General features: G+C 62.1%; 12 protein-coding genes and 2 tRNA genes. 3 read left to right on the forward strand and 11 right to left on the reverse strand.

Going from position 1 to position 12,852, the window contains the following annotated elements; translation table 11 throughout:
• Positions 1-20 precede the first annotated feature (20 nt).
• Together K3178_RS05065 and K3178_RS05070 are read left to right on the forward strand one after the other, a co-directional pair.
• The gene (locus K3178_RS05065) at positions 21-659 is read left to right on the forward strand and encodes a LysE family translocator (RefSeq protein ID WP_221570266.1); all 639 of its coding nucleotides are present in this window, start codon (positions 21-23) and stop codon (positions 657-659) included.
• Positions 656-1,381 carry an extensin-like domain-containing protein gene (locus tag K3178_RS05070; protein ID WP_221570267.1) on the forward strand — a complete coding sequence of 242 codons (726 nt, stop codon included), beginning with the start codon at positions 656-658 and terminating at the stop codon, positions 1,379-1,381. Before K3178_RS05065 ends, K3178_RS05070 begins: the two co-directional genes overlap by 4 nt.
• Here the strand turns inward: K3178_RS05070 and phoB are convergent, their stop codons facing one another.
• From phoB to recJ, 11 genes are all read right to left on the reverse strand, one after another.
• The gene (phoB, locus tag K3178_RS05075; RefSeq protein ID WP_221570793.1) at positions 1,382-2,071 is read right to left on the reverse strand and encodes a phosphate regulon transcriptional regulator PhoB; all 690 of its coding nucleotides are present in this window, start codon (positions 2,069-2,071) and stop codon (positions 1,382-1,384) included.
• Between the two features lie 61 nt (positions 2,072-2,132).
• Complete coding sequence (phoU, locus tag K3178_RS05080) at positions 2,133-2,804, reverse strand: phosphate signaling complex protein PhoU (RefSeq protein ID WP_221425329.1); 672 nt, start codon at positions 2,802-2,804, stop codon at positions 2,133-2,135.
• A gap of 12 nt (positions 2,805-2,816) precedes the next feature.
• Positions 2,817-3,563: a phosphate ABC transporter ATP-binding protein PstB gene (gene pstB, locus K3178_RS05085; RefSeq protein ID WP_221570794.1), complete on the reverse strand. Its 747-nt coding sequence runs from the start codon at positions 3,561-3,563 to the stop codon at positions 2,817-2,819.
• 38 nt (positions 3,564-3,601) lie between these two features.
• A complete protein-coding gene (gene pstA, locus K3178_RS05090; protein WP_221570268.1) occupies positions 3,602-4,852 on the reverse strand; it encodes a phosphate ABC transporter permease PstA in 1,251 nt (416 codons plus the stop codon).
• Positions 4,845-6,230, reverse strand: a complete 1,386-nt coding sequence (pstC, locus tag K3178_RS05095; protein ID WP_221570269.1) for a phosphate ABC transporter permease subunit PstC — start codon at positions 6,228-6,230, stop codon at positions 4,845-4,847. Before pstC ends, pstA begins: the two co-directional genes overlap by 8 nt.
• Before the next feature lie 18 nt (positions 6,231-6,248).
• Positions 6,249-7,298, reverse strand: coding sequence for a substrate-binding domain-containing protein (locus K3178_RS05100; RefSeq protein WP_221570270.1), 1,050 nt, complete (start codon positions 7,296-7,298; stop codon positions 6,249-6,251).
• 127 nt (positions 7,299-7,425) lie between these two features.
• A complete protein-coding gene (locus tag K3178_RS05105) occupies positions 7,426-8,781 on the reverse strand; it encodes an OprO/OprP family phosphate-selective porin (RefSeq protein WP_221570271.1) in 1,356 nt (451 codons plus the stop codon).
• Positions 8,782-8,911: 130 nt separating this feature from the next.
• On the reverse strand, positions 8,912-10,090 hold the full coding sequence (locus K3178_RS05110) for a sensor histidine kinase (protein WP_221570272.1): 1,179 nt from the start codon (positions 10,088-10,090) through the stop codon (positions 8,912-8,914).
• 71 nt (positions 10,091-10,161) lie between these two features.
• Positions 10,162-10,236, reverse strand: a tRNA-Glu gene (locus tag K3178_RS05115).
• A gap of 48 nt (positions 10,237-10,284) precedes the next feature.
• Positions 10,285-10,359 (reverse strand) — tRNA-Glu (locus tag K3178_RS05120).
• An 85-nt stretch (positions 10,360-10,444) separates the two neighbouring features.
• Positions 10,445-12,229, reverse strand: a complete 1,785-nt coding sequence (gene recJ, locus K3178_RS05125; protein WP_221570273.1) for a single-stranded-DNA-specific exonuclease RecJ — start codon at positions 12,227-12,229, stop codon at positions 10,445-10,447.
• A gap of 83 nt (positions 12,230-12,312) precedes the next feature.
• Between recJ and K3178_RS05130 the strand changes: the two genes are divergently transcribed.
• Complete coding sequence (locus K3178_RS05130) at positions 12,313-12,798, forward strand: flavodoxin family protein (RefSeq protein ID WP_221570274.1); 486 nt, start codon at positions 12,313-12,315, stop codon at positions 12,796-12,798.
• Positions 12,799-12,852: the final 54 nt, after the last annotated feature.

Here is a 12,852-nt window from a genome sequence, read left to right on the forward strand (position 1 = left end):
AGGCGTTAGAGGCCGCGAGCATGTTCGACCCCGAAAGACTGCTGGCCTTCGCGCTCGTGACCGCCACCACCAGCATCGTGCCGGGGCCATCGATGATGTTCGTGATGGGGCAGGCGATCTGGCGCGGGGCTCGCTCGGGCTGGGCGGCGCTGCTGGGCATGCAGATCGGCTACATCGTCTGGTGGGTTGCCGCAGCGCTGGGGCTAGGGACGCTCGCCAAAGCCTATCCACTGGCGTTCCGGCTGCTGGCGATAGCGGGGGTGCTCTACCTCGCCTGGCTGGGCGTGAAGGCGATCCGTCACTCCTTCCATGCCGGAGAGGATGAGAATGCCGCCCCCGCACGGAAGCCGTCGAGCAATGCCTTCCGCGACGGAATCGCGGTCGCCATCGGCAATCCCAAGTCGCTGGTCTACATGGTCGCGATCATCCCGCCCTTCGTAGATCCCGGCAGACCAGTCGGATGGCAGATTGTGGTTCTGGCCGTCATTGCACTCGTCGCGGACCTGCTGATTGGGTGGCTCTATATCGCCACCGGCAAGCGCCTCGCCAAGGCCATGGAACGCGCGGCCACGCGGCGCTGGATCGATCGGGGCATCGGGATCGTTTTCATCCTGATCGCCCTCCTCATCGCGGTCGACCTCTACGGGACGCAGCTTTGAAACTCACCCTGTCGCGCCACATCGGGAAGTTCATCTTCGACCGGCGAATTGTGATCCTGCTCATCATAGCGGGATTGCTGGTGGGCGGGCGCAGCTGGCTGGCCGAGCACCCTCAGCATGACCCTTGGGCTGCGCTGGACCTGAACGATCCCAAGGGCTGGGCGACGCAAAGAAAGCTCCTTGCGCTGCGAGACGATGTCCCGGCATGTCGCGCCGTTCTGACCCGCAGCAACGTAGCTTTCGCCGTGCTCGATCCGGTAGGCGAGGGCGAGTGCAGGCGCGATGACAGGACGCAGCTGGGTGCCTATCCGCTAAGCCCCGATACGCCTGCGACCACCTGTCCGGTTGCGATAGCGATGGAGCTGTGGAAGCGCGATACGCTCAATCCGCTCGCGCAGGAGATATTCGGCAGCAAGATCACCCGCATCGAGCATCTCGGCGCCTATTCGTGCCGGCGCATGTACGGCAGCGAAGACGGCCCGTGGAGCGAACATGCGACTGCCAATGCGCTCGATATCACGGGTTTCATGATGGCCGATGGTACGCGCATCAGCGTGCTGAATGACTGGAAAGGCGAGGGACCAAGAGCCCGCTTCCTCCACCAGGCGCGTGATGGCGCCTGTGGGGCTTTCTCGACCGTGCTCTCACCGGATTACAACGCAGCCCATGCGGACCATTTGCATTTCGACATGGATGGCCGCTGGATCAGCGTCTGCCGCTGATCAGGCCGCTTCGAGCGAATAGCCTGCGCTGCGGACCGTACGCACGGGATCTTTCGCGCCTTCGATTTCCAGCGCCTTGCGGAGGCGCCGGATGTGGACGTCGACCGTTCGCAATTCGATATCGCTCTCGGTGCCCCAGACACCGTCGAGGAGCTGGTTGCGGCTGAATACGCGGCCCGGGCTCTCCATGAAGAACTTCAGCAGGCGGTATTCGGTCGGGCCGAGCTTCAAGGTCCGGCCACGGCGGGTGACCTTATGTGCCACCGGATCGAGGGTGAGGTCGCCGACCTCGATCGATTCACCGGCGAGGACGGGCCGGATGCGGCGCATGACGGCAGCGACGCGGGCCAGAAGCTCGCGCGGGGAAAATGGTTTGGTCAGGTAATCGTCGGCGCCGGTCTCGAGGCCGCGGATGCGGTCATCCTCGGCTTCACGCGCGGTGAGCATGATGATCGGCACATGCGCAGTCGACTTGTCGCGGCGCAGGCGGCGGCAGACCTCGATGCCGCTCGTGCCTTCGATCATCCAGTCGAGGATGACGAGATCGGGCGTATCTTCCGACGCAAGCAGCAGCGCATCGTCGCCGTCCGGCGTGGTGCGGACGTCGTAGCCTTCGTTCGAAAAACGGTATTCGAGGAGTTCGGAGAGGGCGGGATCGTCCTCAACGAGTAGCAACTTGCCAGCCTGCACCTTGGCCCCTTCCTGCAGTTTCTTCGGCACAGCAGTATGACCCCCAAGCTACAGAATTGTGTCAACCGTCCTCATCGGGAGGATAAGTGCCGGTTGCGGCGAAATGGACCATTTCGGCCACATTGGTCGCATGGTCGCCGATGCGCTCCAAATTACGGGCTACGAACAGCAACTGAGCGGCACTCGAAATGGTCGAAGGGTTTTCGACCATGTGGCTGACAAGGTTGCGGAAGATTGAATTGTAGAAGGCATCGACCTTTTCGTCGGCCGCAATGACTTCGCGGGCCAGTTCGGGATCACGCGCGGCATAGGCCGTCAGCACGTCATGGACCATTTCGCTGGCGACTTCAGCCATGGCAGGAAGCAGGGTAAGCGGCTCGAACTGCTTGCGGTTGTCGCCGATTTCGCGGCTCGCCTTGGCGATGTTCTTCGAATAGTCGCCGATGCGTTCGACCACGCCAGCAATCTTCAGTGCGGCAATCACTTCGCGAAGATCGTCCGCCATCGGGGCGCGCAGTGCGATGATGCGCACGGCAAGCTTGTCGATTTCGCTCTCGAGCGCGTCGATCTTCTTGTCGCCCTTGACGACTTTCTTGGCCAGATCGTCGTCGCCCTTGACCAGTGCGTCGAGCGCTTCCTGGATCGCGACTTCGGCAAGGCCGCCCATCTCCGCGATCAGGCCGCGGAGGCGGGTGATGTCTTCGTCGAAGGCTTTTACGGTATGTTCGTTCATGTTCTCAAAGCCTTATCCGTACCGGCCGGTGATGTAATCCTGCGTCCGCTGTTCGATCGGATTGGTGAATATGTCAGAAGTACGACCATATTCCACCATCTTTCCGAGGTGGAAGAAAGCCGTGCGCTGGCTTACGCGGGCAGCCTGCTGCATCGAGTGGGTGACGATGACGATCGCATAGCGGCCGTTCAATTCGTCGATCAGTTCCTCGATCTTCGCGGTCGCGATCGGGTCGAGCGCCGAGCAGGGTTCATCCATGAGGATGACTTCGGGGTCGACAGCAATGGCGCGTGCGATGCACAGGCGCTGCTGCTGGCCACCTGAAAGTGCGGTACCGCTGTCCTGCAGACGGTCCTTCACCTCTTCCCACAGGCCGGCGCGGCGGAGCGACTTTTCGACAACCGCGTCAAGCTCGTCCTTGCCTTCGGCGAGGCCGTGGATCTTGGGCCCGTAGGCGATATTCTCGTAGATCGATTTCGGAAACGGGTTGGGTTTCTGGAACACCATGCCGACGCGGGCGCGCAGCTGCACCACATCGAGCTTGGGCGAATAGATGTTCTCGCCGTCGAGCGTGATCTCGCCCTCGACGCGGGCTGAGGGGATAGTGTCGTTCATGCGGTTCAGGGAACGCAGGAAGGTCGACTTGCCGCAGCCCGACGGGCCGATGAAGGCAGTGACGTATTTCGTCGGGATGTCGATCGACACATCGTCGATCGCCTTCTTGTCGCCGTAGAACACGCTGACATCGCGCGCGCTCATCTTGGCGTCGGTGTCGCTGAGGTTGGGATGGACTACGGTCACCACTTTTTCTCGAACTTGTTGCGCAGGTAGATGGCGAGGCCGTTCATCACGAGGAGGAACAGCAATAGGACAATGATAGCAGCGCTGGTGCGCTCCACGAAACCGCGGTCGATCTCGTCAGACCAGAGAAAGATTTGCATCGGCAGCACCGTGGCCGGTGCCGTGAAGCTGTCGGGCGGCGAAGCGACGAACGCGCGCATGCCGATCATCAGCAGCGGAGCGGTTTCGCCCAGCGCGCGGGCCATGCCGATGATCGTGCCCGTAAGGATGCCGGGCAGGGCGAGCGGCAGGACGTGGTGGAAGACCACCTGGACTGGGCTCGCTCCGATCGCCAGCGCCCCGTCGCGAATGCTCGGCGGAACGGCTTTTATCGCGTTGCGACCGGCTATGACGATCACGGGCATGGTCATCAGCGCCAAGGTCATACCGCCGATGAGCGGGGCAGAGCGATAGCTGGGGAAAATCGTCAGGAAGACGGCGAGGCCTAGCAGGCCGAAAATGATGGAAGGAACCGCCGCAAGGTTGTTGATCGAGAGCTCGATCAGGTCGGTCCATTTGTTCTTGGGCGCATATTCCTCGAGGTAAAGCGCCGCGAGGACACCGATCGGGAACGCCAGCACCAACGTCACGATCATCGTTAGGATCGATCCCTTGAGCGCGCCCCAGATCCCGACCTGCTGCGGATTGGTCGCATCGGCGCGGGTGAAGAAACCGCTGTCGAAATTCTTGTCGAGTTGACCTGCCTCAGCCATCTGCGCAGCGAGCGCCTGGATGTCTTGCGAGCCCTCACCATTATACCCTTGGGCAAGGTCGGCGCTGACCGGGAGCCAGAAAGTCGCCTGGCGATCGACAAGGCCCGGATCGGCGGAAATCGCAGCGGCTACATCGCGCCAAGCCTGCGATCCGATTTCGTCGGCAGCCGCTTCACCGAGCGCTTGCTGGGCAAAGAAATCCACGACCTCAGGCAGGCCTTGCGATTCAAGCGAGCGAACCGCCTCCGAAGTGCCCATGACCGCTGGATCGGCGGAAATACCGGCCTGCGTGAAGTCGATCGGAATCTCCGCTTCGACACGCTGGAAACCGGCAATGCCATTAAGCGTCATCGATCCGAGCAGGTAGATCAGCACTGCGATCGAAAAAACGATCGCGCCAAGGCCCAATGCCCTGAAGCGCCTTTCGGCGGCATAACGCTTCTTCAGCCGCGCTTCGAAAGCGGGCGTGCGCGTGGGGGCGATTTGCTCATTCATAAGCTTCGCGGAACCTCTTCACGACGCGCAGGGCGATGAAATTGAGTGCCAGAGTGACCATGAACAGCACGAAGCCGAGCGCAAATGCGCTTAGCGTGGCCGGATGGTCGAAGCTGCCTTCGCCGGTCAGCATGGCGACGATTTGCACGGTGACCGTGGTCATGGATTCGAGCGGGTTTGCGCTTAGATTGGCGGCAGTCGAAGCGGCCATCACCACGATCATAGTTTCGCCGATTGCTCGGCTGATGGCCAGCATGATCCCAGCGACGATACCTGGAAGCGCGGCCGGGATCAGAACGCGGCGGATCGTCTCGTTAGTGGTCGCGCCCATCGCAAGGCTGCCGTCGCGCATGGCCTGCGGCACGGCTGCGATCGAGTCGTCTGCCATGGAGGAAACGAACGGAATGATCATCACGCCCATGATCAGGCCCGCCGCGAGCGCGCTTTCGCTTGAAGCGGAGGAAAAGCCGAGCGAGATAGCGAAATCCCGGATGGCAGGCGCGATGGTGAGCGCTGCGAAATATCCGTAGACCACCGTCGGAACGCCAGCGAGGATCTCGAGAGCGGGCTTCACCCATGCTCGCAGACGCGGATTGGCGTACTGCGTGAGGTAGATCGCGCTCATCAGACCGAGCGGGATGGCGACGATCATGGCGATGATCGCTCCGATAAACAGCGTGCCCCAGAACAGCGGTATCGCGCCATAACGGCTCGCATCCGGATTCTCCGGATTGGCCATAGGATCCGGTCCCCAATGGGTGCCGAAGAGGAAGTCGATCGGCGAGACCATGCCAAAGAATCGCACCGTTTCGAAGACAAGGCTCACGAAGATGCCGAGCGTCGTCAGGATGGCCACCAGCGAAGCCGCCAGCAAGATTGCCATGACGATCTTTTCCACCCGGTTGCGAGCGGCGAAATCGGGTTTGAGGCGGAGGAACGCGTAGATGCCGCCAAGGAAAGCGATCAGCAGCGTGACGATAATGCCGATCCAGTTGTAACGGCTCAGCGCCTGCCGGTAGGGCTCGACAAACTCGGCGGCGAGCGGATTGAATACGCCCTGTGCCGCACCGGTCGCGACTGCGCGCGCTTCGTTGAGGATCGTCTGGCGCTGGAAACCGAACGCGGGCAACTGGTCGGCGGCCGGGCTTGCCAGCACCGCCTGGGTAACGAGACCCGGCGCGATCGCGCTCCATACCGCCACGAAAATCAGGACGGGCAGCACGATCCACAGCGCCACGTACCATGCGTGGTAGCTGGGAAGGCTCGCGAGCCGCCCGTCGGGGCTCGCGCGCCGGAATGTCCATGCACGCGCACGAGCCGCCAACCATCCGGCGAGCCCGAGCCCGAGGGCCAGGAGGAGCAAGATGGTCAGCGACATCGTGGGTGCATGCAATCCTTACTTGAGTTCGGCGCCGTCGAGGACGTCGTAATTGGTCGCGGCCGACATCGCACGCGCCTTAACGTCTTCCGGATTTGCGACAAGACCGATCTTGGCGAGTTCTCCGCCGCGATCCCACATCTGCGTCCACTGGCCGAGGAATTCTTTCAGGCCGGGGATGGCATCGAGGTGCGCCTTCTTGACGTAGATGTAGAGCGGGCGGGCACCCGGATACTCGAAGCTCGCGATGTTGTCATAGGTCGGAGCAACGCCGTTCATGTTGAGGCCCTGCACCTTGTCGGCATTTTCCTCAAGATAGGAATATCCGAAGATACCCACAGCGTTCGGATTGCCTTCGATCTTCTGGACGATGAGATTGTCCTGCTCGCCCTGATCGACATACCTGCCGTCGCTACGGACTTCCGTGCAAACCTGGTCGTAACGGTCTTCGTCGGTCTCCTTCAGCGCCTTGGTCGCTTCGTCGCTTTTGCAGCCGGCTTCGAGGATGAGTTCCTTGAGCGCGTCACGCGTGCCCGAAGTGCTGGGCGGACCGTAGACGAGGATGTCCTGGTTCGGGAGCGAAGGATCGACGTCCGACCATTTCTGGTTGGTCTGCTCGCCGCCATAGGGCGAAGCGGCCAGTGCTTCGTAAACCATCTTCGGCGTCAAATTCATGGTGATGCCGCCCTTTGCAGAAGCAAGTGCGATACCGTCGAGGCCAACCTGAATTTCGATGATTTCGGTGACGTTGTTCTGCTGGCAGGTTGCGAACTCGCTTGCCTTCATGCGGCGCGAGGCACCTGCGATGTCGGGCGTTTCGGGGCCGACGCCGGCGCAGAACAGCTTCATGCCGCCGCCCGTTCCGGTCGATTCGATGATCGGCGACTTGAGGTCGGGGTTCGAACGGGCGAAGGTTTCGGCAACAGCCTTGGCGAACGGATAGACGGTCGAGGAGCCGACGGCCTTGATCTGGTCGCGAGCGTCGGCGCTGCCAGCGTCGCCGCCACCACATGCGGCGAGGGTAAGGGCCGAAGCGGCCGCGAGAGCGAATTTGAAAGTCTTGGTCATTGGTAGAATACCCCTTTGGTGTCCACTAGCCGCGCAAAAGCGCGAAAATGTTACGTGTTGACGACAAGAGTGTGACTTTCGCTACGGGGCCGACGAATCTCTCCGCGGCCCCATAACGGCATTGAGCTCAGAAATCGACCTGTGCGCGAACACCGAAGGCATCGACGCCGTAATCGGTCTCGCCATCGGCAGTCGGAAGGACCGCGTCGGTGTATTCCATGCGGCCATAGTTGACGCTGAAGAGCGTGTTGCTGGCAGGCTTCCAGACGAGCGACGCCTGGTAGCCGTTCTGTATGCCGCCGAGGATACCGGCATCGTTGAGATCGAGATGATCATAGCGCAGGTTCACCTGGAGCGAGCCCATGCCGCCCTTACCGACCGGATTGACCGGCTTGGTACGGTCGAACTTGCCGCCCTTGTAGCCGCGCGTATCGCCGCCGGTGAGGAAATAGCCGACTTCGGCATATCCGCCGAAGAAAGTGGGATTGTCGGTTGCCAGCGGCATGTCGACATTCTGCCAGAAACCCTCGGCAACCGCGTGGAACGGGCCGGAGATCATTGCGGCTTCAAGGCCTGCGCCGAATTCGCTGTCGGCGCCGAGATTGCCGGTGTTGACGAAACGGGTGGAGGTGAAGTGCACCAGGGGGCGCTGGCGATAGCGGACGCTCGCATCCTCCTCGCCGAGCTCGTTGTAGTGGATCGAGCCGCCAAGATGCAGCTGGGTATTACCCATCTTCGGCATGACGACGAGACGACCGTCGATGCCGCGATTGTCGGTGCCGGTGTCATCGAAGTTGTCGGTAAAGACCCCAGCCTGTGCGAGCACGATTCCGGCCTCGTAGGTTGCCGAGGCGCCGATGCGGCGTTCGAAACCGAAAGCGTCGGTGAAGGCTGCGCGCTCGATGAAACTGGTGTGCAGCGAGCTGGTCAGCTCTTCGAGCGACTGGAAGTTGTTGTGATGACCGACAATGATTTCGAGCGGGCCGTCGCCATAGGTCAGGTACGCGTCTGCCGCTTCGACCTCGTTACCTGCGAAGTCGAGCTCGAATTTATATCCGAAACCGCCCGGCAGGTCGCCCGAAGCACCAAGGCGCGCGCGGCGGACTTCATTGCCGAAACCGTCGTCTGCGCCGGTCGATTCGGGGGCCGAAAGCGTGCCGGCGTCGAACATCAGGCGCCCGCGGGGCTTGAAGCTCCAGCCGCTCTTTTCGAGTTCGGCGGCGGGCTTGGCTTCGGGAGCCGGTGCGGGCGTGGCGACGGCTTCGGCATTGGCTGCGATCACCGCGTCCTGATCGGCATTGGCCGCCTGGGTCTGCTCCAGTTCGGTTTCGAGCTGGTCGATGCGGCTGGCAAGTACCTGAAGCTGCGCGCGCATTGCGGCTAGTTCGTCTTCGGCGCTCGGTGCATCCTGTGCGAGAACCGGCGTTGCGATGGTGCAGCTCATGGCCGCCGCAAGGACGGAAAGCCGGAAGGCGGTCTTCATGTTACGAATCCCTTACGAGTTTACGATCTGGATTCGCATCTATGACGGCTCTGTTACACATATGTGACGCATTGCGACGCAGATGTGTTTCCCGCTGACAACGGGTTGATTTCACACTTTTAAAAGAAAATTACTCGCCCGCTTCGGCAATCGGGAGAGTTACCTTCACCCGCGTGCCCTCACCGAGCGCACTGTCGATCGACAGCTTGCCGCGATGCCGCTCGACGATGTGCTTGACGATCGCGAGGCCAAGGCCGGTACCGCCCGAGGCACGGCTACGGCCGGGATCGGTCCGATAGAATCGCCGGGTAAGATGTGGCAGGTGTTCGGGCGAAATACCCTCGCCGCGGTCCTGCACCGAAAGCAACACACGTTTGTCGCCCTGCGGGTGGAGCCGGATGGTCACGGGCTGATCTTCCGCGCCGTATTTCAGTCCGTTGTCGACCAGGTTCCGGACCAGCTGTTCCAGCTGCTGCTCGTCGCCGCAAACGGTGAATTGGCCATGCGCCTTGAAGTCAAGCCGTTCCGCTCGATCGCCGGCTGCGTCGCGCGCAGCCCGATCGGCCAGCCTGCCGAGATCGATCGTGTTGTTTGGCAGATCGTGCTTTTCTGCTTCGATGCGGGAAAGCGACATCAGGTCGCTGATCAACTGCTGCAGCCGCTGACCCTCGCGCTGGATTGTGGCCAAGAACTTGTCGCCCATCTTGGGATCGAAATCGTGAACGTCCTCGCGCAGCGTCTCGACATAGCCGAGTATCGACGCGAGGGGCGTGCGCAATTCGTGGCTCGCATTGGCGACGAAATCGGTGTGTGCGCGGCTGATATCCGCTTCGGCAGTCTTATTGACGAACTCGATGATGGCGAGGCCGCCTTCCAGCCCCTTACGGTTGATCCGCCAGATATCGCGTCGCCGGGCGAGGCCGCGGACGATCGCCATTCCGTCCTCGCCGCTTTCGAGCAGACTGACTGCTTCGGGCTGGCGCAGCGCCATGCGCACGTCCTGCCCGAGGATATGCGCGCCGAGCAAGCGTCGCGCTGCGACATTGGCGATCACGACCCGGCCCGCTTCGGTAACGATGACCGGGGTCTCCGAATGCTCGAGCAAATCGCCCATCGTATCGCGGGAGATACCGCCGTTGCCGTTGTTTTGCGCAGGAGGAGGCGGGGTTGCGCCGACCATCCATAGCGATCCGGCCCAGACGAGCAGCATCAGAAGGATCGGCAGTGTCGGCAGGCCCAGAATCATCAGCCCGATTGCCGTTGCGAGCGCCAGCGCGAAACCGGACATGGGGAAGGGGCGGGTGCTCATACCAGCGGCGCGCTTAGCGAGCCTCGCCGGGCCGCGCTAGTGCGGTCATGCTTTTGTCATGATGATGGTGGTGGTGACCCGTACGGGAATCGAACCCGTGTTTCAGCCGTGAAAGGGCCGCGTCCTAACCGCTAGACGAACGGGCCACATGGGTGGCACTTTTGCGCGGATTGCAGATGCAATAACGCCACCGATGGTGACCCGTACGGGAATCGAACCCGTGTTTCAGCCGTGAAAGGGCCGCGTCCTAACCGCTAGACGAACGGGCCACGGTCCCCAGCGGGGTCGGTGGCGTGGCGGCGCAATTAGGCGCGGGTGCCAAAACCGTCAACCCCGCATTTGGCCAAATTTCGCTCAATCTGCGAAAGCGGCGTCTTCCAGGTGCAATTCTGCCTGCGGACGGCTGCCCCAATCGTCGATCTTCACCCGGCCCGCGAGCCAAAGTTTTCGCCCGCGCGATCCGTAGAGCAGCGCTTGTCCCATCTCGCTATCGGCAGCGCGGAAGGCGATGCCCTTCAAGCTCTTGCCGTCTTCACCGCTGGCGATGAGGCGGACGTGATCGGTCCCGACTATATCGCATTTGACGAGCCGCACCGGCCCCACTGCAACGCGTGGTCCCGGCCATCCGACGCCGTAAGGTCCTCCACCGTCGAGCGCCTCGACCAAGTCCGGAGTCAATCCGCCCGGAGCCACGGCGAGATCGAGCAGCATCTCGCGATTCTCGCCCGCGCGTGCAACGGCGCTTTCCAGATGCGCGTCGAGCCAGTCGGCGAATGCCTCTAGCTTCCCTTCTTCCACCGTCAGGCCAGCAGCCATGGCATGCCCGCCGCCCTTGACCAGCAGGCCTTCCTCGCGCGCCCGAATAATCGCTGCACCGAGATCGACACCGGGAATCGAGCGTCCGGAACCCTTGCCTTCCCCATTTTCGTCCAGAGCGATGACCAGCGAGGGCTTGCCAGACTTTTCCTTGATGCGCCCGGCAACGATACCGATCACACCCGGATGCCATCCCCTGGCGGCGACGACATGCACGGCGCGATTGTGCTGGGCAGCAAGCTGTTCTTCCGCTGCCTGCTGCACTTCGGCCTCGATCGCACGGCGTTCTTCATTGAGGGCGGAAAGCTGCGCTGCAATCTGGCGCGCTTCTTCGGCATTTTCGGTCGTCAGAAGCCGCACACCCAAAGTGGATTCGCCCACACGGCCTCCGGCATTGATGCGCGGCCCCAGCGCGAAACCAAGATCCGAACAGGCGGGAGCGCGCTTCAACCGGCTGGCATCGATCAGCGCAGCCATGCCGATGTTGTCGCGCCGCGCCATGACCTTGAGGCCCTGCGCCACGAAGGCGCGATTCAGTCCATGCAGCGCGGCAACATCCGCCACCGTGCCCAGCGCAACGACATCGAGCAGCGCGAACAGATCCGGTTCCCTCCGGTCCTCGAAAAAGCCGCGTGCGCGCAACGTCCGTACCAGCGCGATCGCCAGGAGGAATGCGACACCCACTGCGGCCAGATGGCCATGGGCTGCGGCAAGGTCGTTCTCGTCGAGCCGGTTGGGATTCACCAGGGCGGCAGCACGCGGCAATTCGGGCGAGCATTTGTGATGGTCGACCACGATTACGTCGACGCCTGCATCGCTCGCCATCGCCAGCGCCTCGTGCGCCATCGCGCCGCAATCGACCGTGACGATCAGGCTCGATCCAGCCTCAGCCAGCTTGACCAGCGCTTCACCGGAGGGCCCGTAACCTTCGAGCAGGCGGTCAGGGATGTAATAGTCCGCGCCGATCCCGAGATCGCGCAGCAGGCGGATGAGAAGGGCGGAACTGGTCGCCCCGTCGACATCGTAGTCGCCATAGATTGTGATCCGTTCGTTTGAGAGGATCGCTTGGGCGATACGGTCGGCGGCGGCATCCATGTCGTTGAATTCGGACGGATCTGGCAGGAAATCGCGCAGGGTCGGCGAAAGGTGGCGTTGCAGATCGTCCTGCGCCACGCCGCGTGCGAGCAGCACCTGTCGTACGATCACCTCGCCATCGCCGAAGTGCCCCTGGCCAAGGTCCATGTTCCCGCCGCGCCAGCGCCAAGCGCGCCCAGTGAGCGAGTTGGAAACGCCGAATACCTGGGGGAGGGCAGTGGAGGCCATGAACCCGCATCTACCAACCAGCACCTCTCACCCGCAAGCGCTGGGACGTTGACAATAGACAGTTGCAGTCCGAGGCATGGCATATGGGTGACAAATATCTCCTGATCATCTGGCATAGCCGCACAGGCAGCTGCGAAGCGCTCGCCGATGCGGCGTTCCATGGAGCAGGCAATCATGCGCGGATCACGCGCGCGTGCGATGTGGAGCCCAAGCATTTGCTCGATGCGTCGGGATATCTCTTCGTCTGCCCCGAAAATCTCGCCAGCATGAGCGGCGAGATGAAAGAGATGTTCGACCGCTGTTATTATCCCGTGCTCTCGAAGCTGGGTGGACGACCCTATGCCACGATCATCGCTGCGGGCACCGATGGCCTCTGGGCGCAGCGACAGCTCGACAGGATCGCTACCGGCTGGCGTCTTAAGCGCGTGTCCGAACCATGGATAGTCGATACGGGTGCGCAGACCGAATCCGAAATCCTCGAGCGAAAAACCATGATCGGGGCCGATCTCGAGAAAGCGCGCGAACTCGGACAGGGGCTCGCCACGGGTATTGCGCAAGGCATTTTCTGAAAGCGCCGTTAACCCCGAAACGGATGTAACGGCAAATTGAAGACTCGACGAATG

It is taken from the genome of Qipengyuania sphaerica (assembly GCF_019711595.1).
In the GTDB taxonomy this organism is placed as follows: domain Bacteria; phylum Pseudomonadota; class Alphaproteobacteria; order Sphingomonadales; family Sphingomonadaceae; genus Qipengyuania; species Qipengyuania sphaerica.

Excerpts from the sequence above, each read along its gene's own strand:
- K3178_RS05110 (WP_221570272.1), bottom strand. The coding sequence starts at position 10,090 with ATGAGCACCCGCCCCTTCCCCATGTCCGGTTTCGCGCTGGCGCTCGCA.
- pstC (WP_221570269.1), bottom strand. The coding sequence starts at position 6,230 with ATGTCGCTGACCATCTTGCTCCTCCTGGCCCTCGGGCTCGGGCTCGCC.
- pstB (WP_221570794.1), bottom strand. The coding sequence starts at position 3,563 with ATGAGCGCGCGCGATGTCAGCGTGTTCTACGGCGACAAGAAGGCGATC.
- K3178_RS05100 (WP_221570270.1), bottom strand. The coding sequence starts at position 7,298 with ATGACCAAGACTTTCAAATTCGCTCTCGCGGCCGCTTCGGCCCTTACC.
- K3178_RS05130 (WP_221570274.1), top strand. The coding sequence starts at position 12,313 with ATGGGTGACAAATATCTCCTGATCATCTGGCATAGCCGCACAGGCAGC.
- K3178_RS05105 (WP_221570271.1), bottom strand. The coding sequence starts at position 8,781 with ATGAAGACCGCCTTCCGGCTTTCCGTCCTTGCGGCGGCCATGAGCTGC.
- pstA (WP_221570268.1), bottom strand. The coding sequence starts at position 4,852 with ATGAATGAGCAAATCGCCCCCACGCGCACGCCCGCTTTCGAAGCGCGG.
- phoU (WP_221425329.1), bottom strand. The coding sequence starts at position 2,804 with ATGAACGAACATACCGTAAAAGCCTTCGACGAAGACATCACCCGCCTC.
- recJ (WP_221570273.1), bottom strand. The coding sequence starts at position 12,229 with ATGGCCTCCACTGCCCTCCCCCAGGTATTCGGCGTTTCCAACTCGCTC.
- K3178_RS05065 (WP_221570266.1), top strand. The coding sequence starts at position 21 with ATGTTCGACCCCGAAAGACTGCTGGCCTTCGCGCTCGTGACCGCCACC.